This window comes from Aliiroseovarius sp. (assembly GCF_965228805.1).
Classification (GTDB): Bacteria; Pseudomonadota; Alphaproteobacteria; order Rhodobacterales; family Rhodobacteraceae; genus JASBTN01.
In genome coordinates, this window is the sequence record NZ_CBDDIE010000003.1 from 2030054 (window position 1) to 2047535 (window position 17482).

Below are 17482 nucleotides of genomic sequence, written 5' to 3' on the forward strand. Positions count from 1 at the left end.
CATGACCCGACATTTGCGAAAGATGCCGCTGACGGCCCTGTTTGGGGTGGTGGTGATCGTGATCTACGCCGTGGTGGCGATCTTTGCCCCGCTGATCGCCCCCCATCCCGAAACCGCCATCGTCGGGCAGGAATATCTGCCCTGGTCGGATGAGTTCCCCCTGGGCACCGACAGCCTGGGCCGCGACATGCTCTCGCGCCTGATCTATGCGGCGCGCAACACGCTGGGCATTGCATTGGCGACCACAATCATCGCCTTCGCGCTGGGCTGTTCGGCGGCGCTGGTGGCGGCGACCATGCAGGGCTGGGTCGACCAGGCCCTGTCGCGGGCGGTGGATGTGATGATGTCGATCCCGACGCTGATCACTTCGCTGCTGCTGCTGACGATCTTCGGCACCTCGGTGCTGAACCTGATCCTGATCATCGCGCTGCTTTACTCCACCGTGGTCTTCCGCATCGCCCGCGCCGTGGCGATGGGTATTGTCGTGATGGACTATGTCGAGGCTGCGCGCATTCGCGGCGAGCGCATGGCCTGGGTCATGTTCCGCGAGGTCCTGCCCAATGCCGCCACGCCGCTGGTGGCAGAGTTCGGCCTGCGGTTCACCTTCGTGTTCCTGACCATCTCGGCGCTGAGCTTCCTGGGACTGGGCGTACAGCCGCCGCTGGCGGACTGGGGCGCGATGGTGCGGGAAAACGCCTCGCTGATCACCTTCGGCGACCTCACGCCGCTCCTGCCCGCAGGGGCCATCGCGCTCCTGACCCTTGCCGTGAATTTCATCGTCGACTGGATGCTGCATGTCGCCAGCGGATTGAAGGATTGAGCCATGACTGACACACCCCTTCTGACCATTACCGACCTGGTTATCGACGCGGGTCAGGGCGAGGACGCCAAGACGCTGATCGACGGGCTCAGCCTGACCCTGAACAAGGGCGAGGTGCTGGGGCTGATCGGTGAAAGCGGCGCGGGAAAATCGACCATCGGCCTTGGCTCCACGGGCTTTACCCGCGACGGTTGCCGCTTTGCCGGGGGCTCGGTCCGGTTCGACGGGATCGAGCTGACCACGGCCTCCCCCAAGGTGCGTCGCGGACTGCGCTCGACCCGGATCGCTTACGTGGCGCAATCGGCGGCGGCCAGTTTCAACCCGGCCTATTCGCTGATCCGCCAATATGCCGAGTTCCCCGTCCTGGCTGAGGGCCGCGCGCGCAGCGAAGTCGAACAGGACGCGGTCGAGGCCTACCGCCGCATGCACCTGCCCAACCCCGAGGAAATCGGCTTTCGCTATCCCCACCAGGTCTCGGGCGGGCAGTTGCAGCGCGCGATGACCGCCATGGCGATGGCCTGCAAGCCGGACCTGATCATCTTCGACGAACCCACCACGGCGCTGGATGTGACCACCCAGATCGAGGTGCTGTCCGCCATCCGCGAGGCGGTGCATGAGTTCGGCACCGCGGCGATCTACATCACCCACGACCTGGCCGTGGTCTCGCAGATGGCCGACCGGATCATGGTGCTGCGTCACGGCAAGTTGGTCGAGGAGGCACCGACGCAGAAGATGATGTCGGACCCGCAGGAGGAGTACACCAAATCGCTCTGGGCGGTGCGGTCCTTCCACGCGCCTGCCAAGCCGCGCCCGGCGGCAGATGACGTGCCGCTGGTCTCGCTGAAGAACGTGACCGCCAGCTACGGCGCCTCTGGGCCAGATGTGCTGAAGGACGTCAGCTTTGACCTGCACAAGGGCCGCACCGTCGCCGTTGTGGGTGAAAGCGGCTCGGGCAAGACGACCTCGGCTCGCTGCGCCATGGGGCTGCTGCCCCGACGCGAAGGTGATGTGCTGCTGGACGGGGTGTCCCTGCCGCCAGACTATCACAAGCGCACCAAGGACCAGCTGCAGCAGATCCAGATCATCTATCAGATGGCCGACACCGCACTGAACCCGAAGCAAAGGATCGGCGATATCATCGGCAGGCCGCTGACCTTCTACAGTGGCTTGCGCGGCCGGGCCCGCAAGGAACGGGTGCGCGAACTGCTGTCCGCCATCGACCTGGACCCCGACACCTATTTCGACCGTTTCCCCGGCGAGCTGTCGGGCGGGCAGAAACAGCGCATCGGCATTGCCCGGGCGCTGGCCGCCGAACCCCGCGTGATCATCTGTGACGAGGTCACCTCGGCGCTCGACCAACTGGTGGCCGAGGGCATCCTGCGTCTTCTGGTGCGCCTGCAACAGGAGTTCGACCTGACCTACATGTTCATCACCCATGACCTGGCGACCGTGCAGGCGATTGCCGATGACGTGGTGGTGATGCAGCACGGCAAGGTGGTCGAAGCAGGCGTGAAGGAAGACATCCTGACCCCGCCGCACGCGCCCTATACCGAGCTTCTGCTGTCCTCGGTGCCCGAGATGGACCCGAGCTGGCTGGACAAGGTCTTGGCGTCCCGCGGCGGTCATGTGTGAATCTGGCTCATCAAAATGCGCATTTAATGGAATTGCTCTAACAAGAAGCCGTTTCTAGACTTGCCCGACAACTGACTGCACACCTGACTGCTCACCCGACTACCAAGAGGACCTCATGCGGCGAACCAGACAGAAGCGGGGCGGCGCACGCCCGGCCAACCCCGCCACCTTGCCCCCTCAGGGGGGGCGTTTCATGCCCCTGACACAGGAGAAAGTCGCGCAGATCACCGACGCGGCTTTCGATATCCTGGCGCGCATCGGCATCTCTGGTGCCACACCCGAAATCCGCGCACTTGCGCTGGAGAAGGGGGCTGAAAGCCGCCACGACGGCCGCCTAACCTTCTCGCGCAGCCTGGTCGAGGAAATGATCGCGGTCGCTTGTAAAAGGGTCGAACTGCCCGGCTTTAAACGCGACCGGGGTATCGAGGTCGGCGGCGGCAAGGTGCATATCGGCACCGGCGGCGCGGCGGTGCAGGTGCTGGACGCGGCGACCAACACGTTCCGCGACAGCACCCTGGCCGACCTCTACGGCCTCATGCGCATCGTTGATACCTGCGACAGCATCCACTACTCACTGCGCCCGGTCGTGGCGCGTGATATCGAGGACCCGCTGACCCTGGACCTGAATACCGCTTTCACGGCGATGAAGGCGACCTCGAAACCCATCGGCACCAGCTTCTTTGAACCGGCCAATGTGGACCCGGTAATCGAAATGTTCGACCATGCGCTGGGCGGCCAGGGCAGCTTTGCTGCGCAGCCTTTCTGCTTTGCCTCGATCTGTCACGTGGTGCCGCCCCTGACCCTGGCCGAGGAAGCCTGCGGCGTGATGTTTGAATGCGTGCGTCGGGGCATGCCGCTCCAGCTCTGCTCGGCCGCCCAGGCCGGCGCGACCAGCCCGGCGTCGCTGGCCGGTGCCCTGGCCCAAGGCCTGGCGGAATCGCTGGCGGGCATCGTATTGGTCAACATGATGCAGCCGGGCTTTCCCTGCATCCTCGCCTTCCTGCCCTTTATCTCGGACCTGCGCACCGGCGCGATGACCGGCGGCTCCGGCGAGGCCGCCGTGGCCAATGCCGCCGCCGCGCAGCTGCTTCTGAACCTGGGCCTGCCCTCAACTGTCTCGGCGGGCATGACCGACGCCAAGACCGCCGATGCCCAGTCGGGCTATGAAAAGGGTTACACCGTCGCGCTCGCCGCCCAGGCCGGGGCCGACATGATCAACCTGTCGGTCGGCATGTTGGGATCCATCATGGCCGCCAGCAAGGAAGCCCTGGTGATCGACAATGATATGTGTGGTGCGATCCTGCGGTCGGTGCGTGGGGTCGAGATGTTCGATAGCGCCATCGACCTGGACGTGATCGAAGAGGTGGTGACCGGCGAAGGCCATTTCCTGGGCACGGGCCAGACGCTCGACCTGATGAACAAGGAATATGTCTACCCGGCGCTGGGCGACCGCCAAAGCGTGAACGACTGGCTGGACAGCGGCGCGCAGACGATCTGGGACCGCGCCGTGACCCGCGTGGCCGAGATCGAAGCCATGCCCGCCCCTGGCCACCTGCCCGCCGATATCGAGGCCGCGATCCGCGCGCGCCTGCCCATTCAACTGGCCGAAACCAACCCTGCCCCCGTGAAAGCCTGAGCCCATGAAGACCCAAGCGAAAGTAGTCATTGTCGGCGGCGGTGCCGTCGGTGTCTCGACCCTCTACCACCTGGCCAAGGCCGGGGTGACCGACACGCTGCTCATCGAAAAGAACGAGCTGACCAGCGGCTCCACCTGGCATGCGGCGGGCAATATCCCGACCTATGCCAACAGCTGGGGCGGGATGCGCGCGGGCAACTATGCCTGGCGGCTTTACAAGGACCTGGCGGACGAGGTCGACTATCCGATTACCTACCGGCACACCGGCGCCTTCTGGCCCGCCCACACTGAAGAGCGCATGGATCTGTTCCGCCACCTTACCGGCATCTCCAAGGGGCTGGGCTATGACATGGCGATGCTGACCCCGTCGGAAATGGACGACATGCACCCCTATTTCAGCTCGGGCGACAGCATCATTGGCGGCATCCTGGACCCCTATGAGGGCGACGTGGACCCCAGCCAGCTGACTCAGGCCCTCGCGAAAGGCGCGCGGGATCGTGGTGCGCAGATTGCGCGCTTTACGCAGGTGACCGACATCACCCGCCGCCCGTCGGGTGAATGGGAAGTGGTCACCGACAAGGGCAATGTCGTCTGTGACATCGTCATCAACGCGGGCGGCTACTACGGCCGCGTGGTGGGTGAGATGGTGGGCCAGAAGCTGCCCGTCGTCACACTGGAGCACCAATACCTGGTGACGGAGAGCCTGCCGGAGCTTGAGGCCAACCCCGAGAACTTCCCGCTCGTGCGTGATCCGGACATCATGTACTACCTGCGGCGTGAGCGGAACGGGCTGCTCTTGGGCTCCTACGGCCACGAAGGCCGCCCGGCCTGGCTGGACGGGATGCCCGATTGCTTTGCCAACCAGCTTTATCCCGACAGTGTCGATGATATTGCCGAGATCCTCGAAGCCGCCCTGGAGCACGTGCCGCTCTTGGGCGAGGCCGGTGTCAGCCGTTTCGTCAACGGCCCGATCCCCTACAGCCCCGATGGCGCACCGCTTTGCGGTCCAGCCTTCGGCCTGCCGAACTTCTACCACGCCTGCTGTTTCCCCGTCGGCATTACCCATTCCGCAGCGGCGGCCAAGACCCTGACCGAATGGATCACCGAGGGCGAGACCGAGTGGGACATGTCCTTCTGGGACCCGCGCCGCTTTGGCGAGGAATGGGCCACGTTCGACTACACGGTGAAACGGTCGAGCGAGCTATACGAACACCAATATGCCATCCCCTATCCGCATCGCCTGTGGAAATCGGGCCGTCCGGTCCGGACCACCCCGCTCTACGACACGCTCAAGGCCAAGGGCGCGCAATTCGGCCAGGTCGCCGGATGGGAACGCGCCTTCTGGTTCGAAACCGATACGGTCAAGAACGACGGTCAACTCAGCTTCCACCACGAGGCCTGGCATGACGCGGTGAAAGCCGAATGCGAGGGCGTGCGTGACAATGTTGGTGTGATGGATCACGGCGGTTTCACCCGGTATGAGGTCGAAGGGCCGGGTGCGACCGATTTCCTGAACAAGGTCTTCTGCGGGGCCATGCCTGCCGTGGGGCGGGTAAAGCTCAGCTACATGCTGACGCCCAAGGGCAAGGTCTGGTCCGAAGCCACGATTGCCCGGATGGGCGAGGAGAAATACCTGCTCTGTGGGCCCACCCTGGCCGATCAGCGCGACTTCGATTGGATGTCGAAATACCTGCCCGGGGAAGGTGTGAGCCTGAAACGCGGCTCCGATTTCGACGCGGCCCTGATGGTCATGGGGCCGAAGTCCCGCGCGGTGCTTCAGGCGCTGACCGACAACAACCTGTCCAAATCCGAAGCCCCCTGGATGTCGGTGCGCGAGATCACCATCGCAGGTGCCCCGGTGATTGCCCTGCGCGTGTCCTATGTGGGAGAGCTGGGGTGGGAGCTGCACCTGCGCTCCGCCGACCTGGTCCAGGTCTACGAAGCAATCATAGCTGAGGGTGCGGACAAGGGCATGGTCGAGTTCGGCTCCTACGCGCTGAACGCGATGCGGCTGGAGAAAGGATACCATGGTTGGGGCGCGGATTTCGGCATCGAATACACCGCCTTCGACGCGGGGCTGGACCGGTTCGTGAGCAAGAAGAAAGAGGATTTCGTCGGTCGTGACGCCTTCCTGGCGCAAGCCGAGGCGCCGAAGGGCTATCACTTCACCGCCTTCGTTCTTGACGGCCACGGCGCCGACGCCCTGTCCTCGGACCCGATATGCAAGGACGGCAAGCCGGTGGGCTATGTCAGCTCCGGCGGCACGGGCTTCCGCATCGGCAAGCGCATCGCGCTGGGCTATCTGACTGTGCCCGCCGAACCCGGCGACGAGTTCGACATCGAAGTGCTGGGCGTGCCCATCAAGGCCACTGTCGCCACCGTGCCCTTCTATGATCCCGAAAACGATCGGTTGAGAGGCTGACCCATGGCGAAACCTATCCCAACGGACGTGCAGGTCGCCATCATCGGCGGCGGGATCGTCGGCTGTGCCACCGCCTATCATCTCGCCAAGGCGGGCTGGTCGGTGGCGCTGTTCGAGCGCAAGAAACTGACCTCCGGCACCACCTGGCACGCCGCCGGGCTGGTGTCGGAAACCCAGGGCGTGCCGATCATGTCGGCTCTGGCCAAATATGGCCTCGACCTGATGGAAAGCCTGGAGGAGGAGACCGGCCAGAACACGGGCTTCAAGCGCAATGGCTCGATCACGCTGGCGCTGAATGACGCCCGCATGGAGGAGCTGCGGCGCAAGGTCGACTACGCCCATGGCTGCGGCATCCAGGCCGAGGAAATCCCACCCGAGGCGGCGCAGGACCGCTGGCCGCTCCTGTCGCTGCAGGATGCCAAGGGCGCCTTCTGGTTCCCCGGGGATGGCTACACCAACCCGATCGACACGACCATGGCGCTGGCCAAGGGGGCACGGATGAACGGGGCGCAGATATTTGAGGATACCAAGGTCACGCGCGTGGTGATCGAGGGCGGTCGCACCGTGGGCGTGGAAACCGCCGAAGGGCTGGTGCGTGCCGAGCACGTGGTCAACGCCACCGGCATGTGGGCGCGTGAGTTCGGGTTGGAACACGGCGTGCAGATCCCGCTGCATTACACCAACCACTACTACGTCGTCACCGACCCGATCGAGGGCGTGACCGGCGACCTGCCGGTGCTGCGGGTGATGGATGAATACGCCTATTACAAGGAAGACGCGGGCAAGCTGCTGATCGGTTGCTCGGAACCCCACGCCACGCCCTGGCTGCCGAAAGATGGTCTGCCGGAGCATTTCGAGTTCGATGAACTGCCCTGTGACGAGGAACACCTCTACCCCATTTTGGAAGCGGCGATGGAACGGGTGCCTGCGCTTGGGACAAGCGGCATTCGCAAGTTCTTCAACGGGCCCGAGTGCTTTACCCCGGATGCGAAACACTACCTGGGGCCGGTGGGCGACCTGAAGGGTTACTGGATGGCGACCGGGTTCAACTCGACCGGCATCCAGAACGGGCCGGGTGCGGGCAAGGCCCTGGCGGAGTGGATCATCGCGGGCCATATGACCATGGACCTGACCGACGTCGACAGCCGCCGCATCTTGCCCGGCCTGAACGCGCGCAGCTACACCGCGACCAAGGCGGCGGAAACCCTGTCCCACGCCTATGGCATGCACTGGCCCTACCTGCGCAAGACCGAGGCACGTGGGCTGCGCCGCACGCCCTATTACACCCAGCTGAAGGATGCCGGCGCCCAGTTCGGCAGCGCCAATGGCTGGGAACGCCCCCTGTATTACGGTCGCGAAATGACCGACGGGTTCGGGCGTGAGCCATGGTTTGATGACTGGCAGGCCGAACATGTCGTCCTGCGCGAGGACCTCGGGCTGATCGACCTGACCTTCGGGCGGTTCATCGTCGATGGGGTCGACGCCGAGGCGCAGATGCAGCACCTCTGCGGGGCCAACTTGGCCGTTCCGCCGGGTGCGCTGGTCTATACCCACATGTTCAACGCCCAGGGCGGGATCGAGGCAGATGTGACCGTCGCGCGCCTGTCGGGCACCCGTTTCCTGGTCATGGCTTCCGCCGGGGCCGAGCCGCAATGCGAGACCTGGCTCAAGACCAACCTGGCGGGCAGCGGTGTGTCGGTGGTCAATGTGACCTCGTCCGAGGCCACGCTCGCCGTCATGGGGCCGCGGTCGCGTGACTTCCTGACCGCGCTCAGCGGCGCGGACCTGTCAAACGGGGCCTTCCCGTTTGGAACCTGGCAGGATCTGCATATCGGCCACAGCCCGGTGCGCGCGCAGCGCATCACCTATGTGGGGGAGCTGGGGTGGGAGCTGCACGTGCCCGCCGAGTTCGCCCAGCAGGTGTTCGAAACCCTGATGGGCGCCGACAACCCACCGCGCCTTTGTGGAGGCATGGCGGTGGACAGCTGCCGGATCGAAAAGGGCTTTCGCCACTGGGGCCACGACATCGGGCCGCATGACGGGCCGGTGGAAAGCGGCCTGACCTTTGCGTGCGACTTCGACACAGATTTCATCGGCAAACCGGCGATCGAGGCGAAACGGGCCGAAGGCGCGGACAGCCGTCTGCTCCTGTTCAAGCTCGATGACCCGGAGGCACTGGTCTTCGGCAAGGAACCGATCCTGCGGGATGGCGAGATTGTCGGGCGGCTGACCTCGGCAAGTTTTGGTTGGAGCGTCGGGGGCGGTGTCGGCATGGGCTATGTCTCCCGGTCTGACGGCGCGAGCCTGAAGGACCTGGCCGGGGCCTCCTATCAGATCATGGTTGCGGGGCGTGCCGTGTCCGCTACGGCCAGCCTGCGTGCCCTGATCGATCCCTCCAATGATCGGATGCGGGGTTAACCCCGCATCCGCGCCACTCAGGTGGTGTGAAATCCGGCATCCGGCTGAGCGCACCATTCCGCCAGCAGGGCGGCGACCATGTGGGTTGGGTCATCCTCGGCCATGTCCTCAGTGCGCAGGACTGCGCACCAGGGCACCGTAATGCCCTCCTCGGTGACTTGCGCGCCAATGATACGCCCTTCGGCCAGAGCGGTCTGAAGCGCCCAATTCGACAGGACGCTGGTGCCCAAGTCCGAGGCGACAAGCTCGACAATCGCCTCGGGCAGTTCCACCGTGGCCGCCCATTTCGGATAGCTGTCGGTGGGGCGGAACAGGCGGGCGAACTCACGGTCCGGCTCGGGCACCTTGGTGTAGGTGATGAAGGGCTCACCGACGATATCGCTGCCCTCGACAAAGTGGCGATCCGCCAGCCGGTGGGTGGGCGACATGATATAAAGAAGCGGATCCTCAAAGAGCGGAAGAGACGACAATCCGGCCTGCGCGATGTCGCCGGAGACGACCGCGATGTCGATATGCCGGTTCTGCACCGAGGTCAGCGGATCGGACCGCGCGCCGGCCATGATCTGCAGGTCGATGCCCTCGGTCCGGGACTTGAGGAACTTGATGAAGGCGGGCAGCCAGCGGTAGTTCGAATAGGCCTCGACTGACAGGCGCACGACGTGCTGAACGCCCGCGTTCATGCGCCGCACGTCCTCTTCGGCGCGGCTGAGATCGGTGAGAATACGCTCGGCCACAACGGCCATGTACTCGGCCGCCGGTGTCTTGCGTAACCTCTTGTGCATACGTGTAAAAAGCGGCACGTCCAGGCGTCGTTCCGCCTCGCGCAGACGGTGGGACAGGGCCGAGGGCGTGACCCCCAGCTTCTCGGCCGCATCGGTGATGCGCCCGGTTTCGATGATCGCCTGGATCAGTTGCAGGTGACGAAGGTCGAGCAGTGGTTTCACGGGAGTTGCCTGAATCGTTTTCAACAAAGCAAGAGAAATTCGAGATTGGTTTTCAGTCAAGATGAATGTGAAATCTCCGACAACAATTCCCATTGGAGCCGCGAAATGAACGTCGACGCAAACCGTACGATTGCCCAGGACATGGCGCATCACGTGCACCCCCAGTCCAACCTGCGCCAGCATGCCGAACAGGGCCCGACCATGATCACCCATGGCAAGGGCGTGTTCATCTATGACAGCGAAGGGCGCGAGATCATCGACGGGTTCTCGGGGCTGGGCTGCGTCAGCCTGGGCTACCACAACGAGCGTCTGGCCAATGCGGCGATGCGGCAGATGAACACGCTGCCCTTCGCGCCGACCTTCTACAACCGCTCGCACCCGAAAGTGGCCGAGCTGGGCGAGCGTCTGATCAATCTTGCACCTGGCGACATGAACAAGGTCATGTTCCAATGCTCGGGGTCCGAGGCGAACGACACCGCGATCAAGCTGCTGTGGTACACGAACACCGCGCGTGGTGAGCCTAACCGCCGCAAGATCATCGGTCGTGTGCGCGGCTATCACGGCAACACCATCGCAACCGTGTCCCTGTCCGGCCAGCCGCACATGCACGCCAAGTTCGGCCTGCCGCTGCCCGAGTTCAAGCATACCGAGCTGCCCAACTACTATCGCTTCCACATCGATGGTGAGAGCGAAGAGGAATTCTCGGCCCGTATGGCCGCGAAGTTCGAAGAGCTGATCCTGGCCGAGGGCCCGGAAACCGTCGCCGCCTTCTTTGCCGAACCCGCCATTTCGGGCGGGGGCGCGCTGATGCCGCCAGAAGGCTACTGGAAAGAAATGCAGGCGGTTCTGCGCAAGTATGACATCAAGCTCCTGGCTGACGAGGTCGTCTGTGGTTTCGGCCGCACCGGCAACATGTGGGGCTCGCAGACCTGGGGGCTTGAGCCCGACATGGTCTCCTGCGCCAAGGCGCTGTCGGCGGCCTTCTTCCCGATCTCGGCCCTGATGTTCAAGGACGAGATGTATGCCGACATGATGAAAAACTCGGACGAGGTCGGCACTTTCGGCCACGGCTACACCTACGCCGGTCACCCGGTCGGCGCCGCGGTCGGTATTGAGGCGCTGGACATCTATGACGAGATCGACCTGGTCGGCCACGTGCGCAAGGTGTCGAAGCGGTTCCTCGACCGCTGCCACGCCATGGCCGACCACCCGCTGGTCGCCGAAGTGCGCGGCGTGGGCCTGTTCTGCGGCTTCGAGCTGATGAAGGACGCCAAGACCCGCGAGCCCTTCGACCCGGCGCTGAAAGTCGGCGAGCTGGTGCAGAACTTCGCCCATGATCGCGGCCTCTACCTGCGCGCAATCGGCGATCGGATGAGCTTCATGCCGCCGCTCATCATTAACGAAGAGGAAATCGACATCGCCACCGACCGCTTCAAGGCCGCGCTGGACGATGCTTGGGCCGTGGTCCGCACCAAGATCTGAACCAACCTGGGGTCGGGTCACAGCTCTCGCCCGAACCCGGCGCCGCCCCAAATTTCCCCGGGGCGGCGCTTTCACATGTAAGAATGCCCCTTGATGGCAAGGAGAACAGGGATGAACGCGTTTCTCGAACCGAAACTGCCCGACGCCGGTCTGGCCGGCAGCTATATCAACGGGGCCTGGCACCGGCCTGCGGATGGCCGCACCCTGACAGTCGAAAACCCCTCGCGCAGGCAACCGATCTGCGAGGTCGGGCGCGGCACCGGGGTCGAGGTCGACCTGGCCGTGAAAGCCGCCCGCGCGGCCCAGCCTGCCTGGCGCGCGCTTGCCGCCAGCGAACGTGGCAAGCTGCTGACGGAACTCGGCCGCCGCCTTGAGGAAAACGCCGAAGAGGTCGCGCGCGTGCTGGCGGCCGAAAGCGGCAACGCGGTCAAGACCCAGTCGCGCGGTGAAGCCATGGGCGCGGCGGGTGTGTTGAAATACTACGGCGGCGTGGCCGTGGAACAGAAGGGCGAGACCTTGCCGCTCGGCCCCGGCATCCTGTCCTATTCGACCCGCGAACCGCATGGCGTGGTCGGGTCGATCATCCCCTGGAACTCGCCTTTGCAGCTGGGGGCCGTCAAAATCTCCATGGCGCTGGCCACTGGCAACTGCCTGGTGTTGAAACCCGCCGAAGACGCGCCGCTGGCGATCCTGAAACTGGCTGAGCTGGCCGACGGCCTGTTCCCGTCGGGCGTGTTCAACGTGGTCACGGGCCTCGGCGAAGAGGCCGGTGCTGCGCTGGCCAATCATCCGGGCATCGACAAGGTCTCCTTCACCGGGTCGTCGGAAGTGGGCAAGCTGATCGCGCATAGCGCCGCTGACCGCATTGCCAAGGTCACGCTGGAGCTGGGCGGCAAATCCCCCACCATCGTCTTCCCCGACGCGATTGCCGACGGCCGCCTGGACGCGACCGCCCAGCAGGTCGCCAACGCGATGCGTTTTGCCCGTCAGGGCCAAAGCTGCACCGCGGGCTCGCGCCTTTTCGTGCACAAGGACATCTGGGACGAGCTGATGCCGAAAGTGGCCGAGAAATCGGCGGCCCTGAAAGTCGGCGACGCGCTGGACCCGGATGTGGACATGGGCGCGGTCGTGAACGCCGAACGCTACGGCGAAATCCGCGCCTTCGTGGCGGAGGCCGAGGCCGAGGGCGCGACCTTCCTGATCGGTGAAACCCCTGCCGAGGACCCGGCCGGTTTCACCCCCAACCCGACCATCATCACCGGTGTCGACAACACCTGGCGCATTGCGCGCGAAGAGGTCTTCGGCCCCGTCATGGTGGCGATCCCGTTTGAGACCGAGGCCGAGGTGATCGAGATGGCCAACGACACCCACTACGGCCTGGCCGCCTTCATCTTCACCCACGATGTCAGCCGCATCACCCGCCTGACCCGCGCCATCGACGCGGGATGGATCCAGGTCAACCAGGGCGGCGGGCAGATCCCCGGCATGTCCTATGGCGGCACCAAACAGTCGGGCATGGGCAGCGAATACTCGATCGAAGGCGCGCTGGAGGCCTATACCTATCGCAAATGCGTCACCATCAACATCGAGGCGGGTGAATGAGCGAAGATCGTTTCGGCAATGCCATCGACCCCGGCGTGGGCTACGCGCGCGGGGAGCTGCTGGCAGGTTCGGCGGATGAGGTGCGGCGCTTGGCCCAGGCAGGCCGCGTCGCCGCTGATTTCGTCGGTCGCGAGGGGATCGACAAGGTCGCCATCTGCACCGGCAACCTGCGGTTCTACCCGGTCGCACCCGACGACCTGCCCGAGCTCTGTGAGGAATGGGTTGGGCCCGGGCTTTACGGCGAAGAATTGCGCCAGGCTGCCATTGCCCATATGGGCGGGGATGGGGACGAGGCCGCGGCGGTAATCAACCGCACCAGTGCAGGTATCGTGGCGACCGTGTTGGCGCACAGCCAGGGCCGCCCGGTCCTGTCGCTGGTGCCGCGCGGGGATCGCTCGCATGCGTCCGTTACGCGCGGGGCGAAACTGGCCGATGTGCCGGTGATCGAGGCGCATGACCTGCCCGAGGTCAAACGCCTCATGGCCGCGCACCTGCCCGCGCTTCTGGTCATAACCACGGTGACGTCGGAATTGGCGATGCTGCCCGACGATCTGATCGGCGCCGCCACCCGCCTGGCCAAACGCGCGGGCTGCGTGGTGCTGCTGGACGAGGCCTATGGCGCGCGGTTCCGCCCGGTCCTGCATGGCGGCGCCCCCGCGCTGTCCTTCGGTGCGGACCTTGTCATCACCAATGCCGACAAGGCGGGCCTGTCCGGGCCTCGTGCCGGTGTGCTCTGCGGCGATCCGGCCGCTGTCGTGCCGGTCCAGGCCAAGGCCAGCGAGCTGGGCATGGAAGCCCGCGCCCCCGTCGCCGTCGGTGCCATGCGCAGCCTGCAGGGGTTCACGCCGGATCTCCTGATCCAGGAGGCCCAGGACGGCCAGGATCTGGCCGCTGCACTGGAGGCCGCGCTTGGTGCGGACTGCGTGACCCGCTCCGCCCTTGGCCCCAAGATCGACGAACAGGACGCGATGCAGATCGTGCTGGAGATGGCCGGAGTGGCGGAGACCACCCGTGTGCCTGCCGAGGTCACCGCCGCCGTTGGCATGTTGATGCTGCGCGATAAGGGTATTGTCACGGTGAACACCCACGGCCAGCCCGGCGGGCGCGTCTCGATCCGGCTGAAACCGACCTCGGGCGCTGTGGCGCGCGCAGGCGGGGCCGCCGCCGTGGCGCAATGCCTCGTTGCGGCGCTGGACGAGGTGGCGAAACATCTGGGTGATGAGACCTGGTTTCAAAACCTGCTGTTCGGGGAGGGATGAATGGCTGACAAAGACCTGATCACCCGACTTGATAACCGGCTCGACCAGCTGGTGAATATCGACATGGGCGAACGCGGGGTCGAACACCTGTTCGAAGCCGCCCGCGCGCTGCAAGGCGAAAGCCTGGTCGGGGCGGCGGCGGATGCGCTGATGGCGGTGCCCGAAGGCGGCACGGTGATCATGACCACCGGGTCGGTCTCGCGCGCCTGGATCACGCCTGAGCTGGGCGAAAACGACGGGCCGTCGGGTGCGGCGGCGATTGCCCGCGCCCTGGTGCTGGCGCGCAATGTGACCTGCGTGATGCTTTGCGAGGAAACGCTTCTGCCCGCAATCCGCAACACCTGCCAGGCGGCGGGGCTGTTCCCGGTCACGCTGGAACAGGCGGCGATTGCAAAGGCGGACAAGAGCCTCGCCACCATCGTGATGCTGCCCTATGCCACCGACAACGAAGGCGGCAAGGTGCAAGCGACCCAGATGCTGGATGACCTGAAACCGGACCTGCTGTTTTCGACCGAACGGGTCGGGCGCAATGAATTCGGCGTGTACCACTCCATGCGCGGGATCGACTACGGCATGGGCCGCGCGCGGGTGGATGTCCTGTTCGATGAGGCGCTGACTCGTGGCATTCCGGTGGTCGCCGTGGGTGACGGCGGGAATGAGATCGGCATGGGCAAGGTGGCCGACCACGTGAAGGCTCATGTGCCCTATGGCGACACATGCCAATGCGGTTGCGGTGGCGGGATCGGGGCTGTGACCTCCTGCGACGTGTTGGTGACGGCGGCCTGTTCCAACTGGTGCTGCACCGCGATTGCCGCCGCCATGGCTGCCCGCGCAGGCGACGCGCGCCTGCTCCACACGCCCGAACGCGAGGCGCTTCTGCTCGACACCATGGTCGCGAACGGCCTGATCAACTCGACCCACGGGATCGTCGACGATGCAGTCGACGGCTTCCCCCGAAACAGCCATATCGGTGTGGCCGAACTCTGCCGCACCATCGTGAGCCGCGCGCTCTGAGATCTACAGGAAGACGACATGATCCAAGACAACCCCGCCCTCATCGCCGCGATCCGCGACCGGTTCGCCCATGTGGACAGCTGCCCCTTCCAGGGCGAACGCATTTTCTTTGAAAACGCCGGTGGCGCGTTGACCCTGAAGAAGGTGGTCGAGACCTCGGGCTTCTACGCCGCGATCCCCGACAATCCGGGCCGCATCAATCCGGCGGGGCAGGGCACGCAGGACGTGATCAACAAGGCCAAGGCGGACCTGGGCGTGTTCATGAACACCACCTCGGGCCAGTTCTTTGCCGGGGAAAGCGGCACCGAGCTGTTGTTTCGCCTGATCCGCACGGCTTGCGTGAACGCGCCCAAGGGGGCGAAGGTGATCGGGTCGTCGATTGAGCACCCCGCCACCCGCTCGGCTGCGCGCCGTTGGGCCGGGATCGCCGGGCTGGACTACGTGAACGTTCAGCATAACGATGAGGCTGGTCTGGTCACCGCCGAGGATTACGCGGCCCTGATGACCCCGGATGTAGCGGTGGCGACGATCCTGCACGCCTCGCCGGTGACCGGCATGGGCATGGATGTGGCTGCGATCTCCAAGGCGATCCGCGCGGTGGCGCCGGACTGCATGATCATCGTCGATGGCATCCAGCACGCCGCCCACGGCCAGCTGGACCTGGACGCGTACAATGTCGATGGCTACGTGATTTCGCCCTACAAGGTCTTCTCGCGCCACGGCTATGGCATTGCCTGGATATCCGATCGGCTCAGTGCTGCGCCTCATGACATGCTGATCGACGCCCCCGCAACGGGGTGGGAGTTCGGCACCCGCGACACCGGCTCCTTCGCGACCGTATCGGACGTGGTGGCCTATTTCGACTGGCTGGGCGGTGAAGTGTCGGATGAGACCGAGCCGCGCAAACGGATTGAGGCGGCGGGCCGCGCCATCCACGCCTATGAGACCCACCTGACCAACGCGATGATCAACGGCACCGGCAACCTGCCCGGGTTGCGCGACATGGATCACGTGACGATCCTGGCGGGCGAGGACAACCCGGCGCGCGAGGGGCTGGTGTCCATCGTGATCAAGGGCATGGAAAGCCCGGACGTGGTCGAGACCCTGAACCAGCAGGGCATTCGCACCCACACCCGCAAGGCGGACCACTATTCGGGCAATGTGCTGACGCCCCTGGGTCTGCCCGACTGCATCCGCATTTCGCTGTGCCACTACAACACCGAAGGTGAGGTGGCCAAGCTGCTGGCGGCGGTCAAGGAACTGGCCCCGCAGGGCTGACGCAACAACTCAAGCCGCGGCCGGGATCATCCTGGCCGTGGCGCCCCTTCCAGCGTGCAGAGCCAGTCCTGGAACAGCTGCGCCTCGGGCCGTGCAGCCCCGCGCGGCGAGATCGTGCAGAAATACCCCCGCGCGGTGCGTTGTTCATGCATGCAGGCCAGCACCAGTTCGCCGCTGTCCAGCAGATCGTCGATCATCGGGCGCCAGCCGATGCCGATTCCCAGCCCGTTCTGGATCGCCCGCAGATAGACCATGTAGCTGAGCAACCGGTCATGGGGCGGTGGCGGCACGGCGGAGGCGCCGCTCCCCTCCAGATAGCGGGTCCAATCGTCGACATGGGCGGGGCCGGACATGTGCAGCAGGTGCTGGTCCGCGAGGGCAGGGCGTTCAACCGGGGGTGCCAGATGCGCGGGGTTGCACACCGCCACCATGCATTCGGGGAATATCTGCCGACTGCGCGCGCCTGCCGTGTCCGCGTCGCCAAACAGGATGACCACATCGCAGCGGGCCAGGTCGTAATCCGGACTCTGGTCGCGGGTCATGACCTGCACGCGCACCTCCCGATGCAGTGCCTGGAACTCGGCCAGCCGGGGCAGCAGGTAGAGGCTGGTAAAGCCGATTGGCGCGTTGACGACGATCTCTTGCCCGACCTCCTGTGTGGTTACTTCTGCCAATCCCGCTTCGATGGCAGCAAATCCCTTGGCGGTTGCACGGGCCAGAACCTCGCCCTCTGGGGTCAGGGTCAGGCGCGGTTTCGTACGCAGGAACAGTGCGACCCCTAGGGTTTCCTCCAACGCGGCGACGCGGCGGCTGATGGCGGGTTGCTGCACGTTCAGCTCCTGCGCTGCGCGTGAGAAACTCAGGTGGCGTGCGGCGGCCTCGAAGGCGGTGATCTGGTGCAGCTGGGCGCGGTCCAGAGGCATGGTCATTCCCTTGATGAATGATATGCATTCACCTTTTCAGCCTTTTTCACCT

General features: G+C 65.1%; 12 protein-coding genes. 10 read left to right on the forward strand and 2 right to left on the reverse strand.

All coding sequences use genetic code 11. The features are described 5' to 3' along the window. The first annotated feature begins 1 nt into the window (after nt 1). The 5 genes from ACO07D_RS11085 (at nt 2) to ACO07D_RS11105 (ending at nt 8928) form a co-directional block, all read left to right on the forward strand. Nucleotides 2–820, forward strand: coding sequence for an ABC transporter permease (locus ACO07D_RS11085; protein WP_421703002.1), 819 nt, complete (start codon nt 2–4; stop codon nt 818–820). 3 nt (nt 821–823) lie between these two features. Further along, a complete protein-coding gene (locus ACO07D_RS11090; protein ID WP_421703003.1) occupies nt 824–2452 on the forward strand; it encodes an ABC transporter ATP-binding protein in 1629 nt (542 codons plus the stop codon). 115 nt (nt 2453–2567) lie between these two features. Next, nucleotides 2568–4088 carry a trimethylamine methyltransferase family protein gene (locus ACO07D_RS11095; RefSeq protein WP_421703004.1) on the forward strand — a complete coding sequence of 507 codons (1521 nt, stop codon included), beginning with the start codon at nt 2568–2570 and terminating at the stop codon, nt 4086–4088. A gap of 4 nt (nt 4089–4092) precedes the next feature. Beyond that, nucleotides 4093–6510 (forward strand): GcvT family protein, encoded by a 2418-nt coding sequence (locus ACO07D_RS11100; protein ID WP_421703005.1) that lies wholly within the window; start codon nt 4093–4095, stop codon nt 6508–6510. 3 nt (nt 6511–6513) lie between these two features. After that, nucleotides 6514–8928, forward strand: coding sequence for a GcvT family protein (locus ACO07D_RS11105; RefSeq protein ID WP_421703006.1), 2415 nt, complete (start codon nt 6514–6516; stop codon nt 8926–8928). A gap of 17 nt (nt 8929–8945) precedes the next feature. On the opposite strand, the gene ACO07D_RS11110 is transcribed toward ACO07D_RS11105, so the two are convergent. Continuing rightward, on the reverse strand, nt 8946–9872 hold the full coding sequence (locus ACO07D_RS11110) for a LysR family transcriptional regulator (protein WP_421703007.1): 927 nt from the start codon (nt 9870–9872) through the stop codon (nt 8946–8948). A gap of 105 nt (nt 9873–9977) precedes the next feature. Here ACO07D_RS11110 and ACO07D_RS11115 point away from each other — a divergent pair, with 105 nt between their 5' ends. The 5 genes from ACO07D_RS11115 to ACO07D_RS11135 all read left to right on the forward strand — a co-directional run bounded on the left by ACO07D_RS11115 (nt 9978) and on the right by ACO07D_RS11135 (nt 16507). Continuing rightward, nucleotides 9978–11354: an aminotransferase gene (locus ACO07D_RS11115; protein ID WP_421703008.1), complete on the forward strand. Its 1377-nt coding sequence runs from the start codon at nt 9978–9980 to the stop codon at nt 11352–11354. Between the two features lie 111 nt (nt 11355–11465). Beyond that, complete coding sequence (locus tag ACO07D_RS11120) at nt 11466–12956, forward strand: aldehyde dehydrogenase family protein (RefSeq protein WP_421703009.1); 1491 nt, start codon at nt 11466–11468, stop codon at nt 12954–12956. Then, on the forward strand, nt 12953–14215 hold the full coding sequence (locus tag ACO07D_RS11125; RefSeq protein ID WP_421703010.1) for a hypothetical protein: 1263 nt from the start codon (nt 12953–12955) through the stop codon (nt 14213–14215). The genes ACO07D_RS11120 and ACO07D_RS11125 overlap by 4 nt, the downstream gene beginning before the upstream one ends. Next, nucleotides 14216–15229: a glutamate cyclase domain-containing protein gene (locus ACO07D_RS11130; protein ID WP_421703011.1), complete on the forward strand. Its 1014-nt coding sequence runs from the start codon at nt 14216–14218 to the stop codon at nt 15227–15229. 18 nt (nt 15230–15247) lie between these two features. Continuing rightward, complete coding sequence (locus ACO07D_RS11135) at nt 15248–16507, forward strand: aminotransferase class V-fold PLP-dependent enzyme (protein WP_421703012.1); 1260 nt, start codon at nt 15248–15250, stop codon at nt 16505–16507. Between the two features lie 26 nt (nt 16508–16533). On the opposite strand, the gene ACO07D_RS11140 is transcribed toward ACO07D_RS11135, so the two are convergent. Continuing rightward, the gene (locus ACO07D_RS11140; RefSeq protein WP_421703013.1) at nt 16534–17436 is read right to left on the reverse strand and encodes a LysR substrate-binding domain-containing protein; all 903 of its coding nucleotides are present in this window, start codon (nt 17434–17436) and stop codon (nt 16534–16536) included. Nucleotides 17437–17482 lie beyond the last annotated feature (46 nt).

What these genes read in the sequence shown, in the direction of transcription:
- ACO07D_RS11085 (WP_421703002.1), top strand. Translation starts at nt 2, where the DNA reads ATGACCCGACATTTGCGAAAGATGCCGCTGACGGCCCTGTTTGGGGTG.
- ACO07D_RS11090 (WP_421703003.1), top strand. Translation starts at nt 824, where the DNA reads ATGACTGACACACCCCTTCTGACCATTACCGACCTGGTTATCGACGCG.
- ACO07D_RS11095 (WP_421703004.1), top strand. Translation starts at nt 2,568, where the DNA reads ATGCGGCGAACCAGACAGAAGCGGGGCGGCGCACGCCCGGCCAACCCC.
- ACO07D_RS11100 (WP_421703005.1), top strand. Translation starts at nt 4,093, where the DNA reads ATGAAGACCCAAGCGAAAGTAGTCATTGTCGGCGGCGGTGCCGTCGGT.
- ACO07D_RS11105 (WP_421703006.1), top strand. Translation starts at nt 6,514, where the DNA reads ATGGCGAAACCTATCCCAACGGACGTGCAGGTCGCCATCATCGGCGGC.
- ACO07D_RS11115 (WP_421703008.1), top strand. Translation starts at nt 9,978, where the DNA reads ATGAACGTCGACGCAAACCGTACGATTGCCCAGGACATGGCGCATCAC.
- ACO07D_RS11120 (WP_421703009.1), top strand. Translation starts at nt 11,466, where the DNA reads ATGAACGCGTTTCTCGAACCGAAACTGCCCGACGCCGGTCTGGCCGGC.
- ACO07D_RS11125 (WP_421703010.1), top strand. Translation starts at nt 12,953, where the DNA reads ATGAGCGAAGATCGTTTCGGCAATGCCATCGACCCCGGCGTGGGCTAC.
- ACO07D_RS11130 (WP_421703011.1), top strand. Translation starts at nt 14,216, where the DNA reads ATGGCTGACAAAGACCTGATCACCCGACTTGATAACCGGCTCGACCAG.
- ACO07D_RS11135 (WP_421703012.1), top strand. Translation starts at nt 15,248, where the DNA reads ATGATCCAAGACAACCCCGCCCTCATCGCCGCGATCCGCGACCGGTTC.
- ACO07D_RS11140 (WP_421703013.1), bottom strand. Translation starts at nt 17,436, where the DNA reads ATGACCATGCCTCTGGACCGCGCCCAGCTGCACCAGATCACCGCCTTC.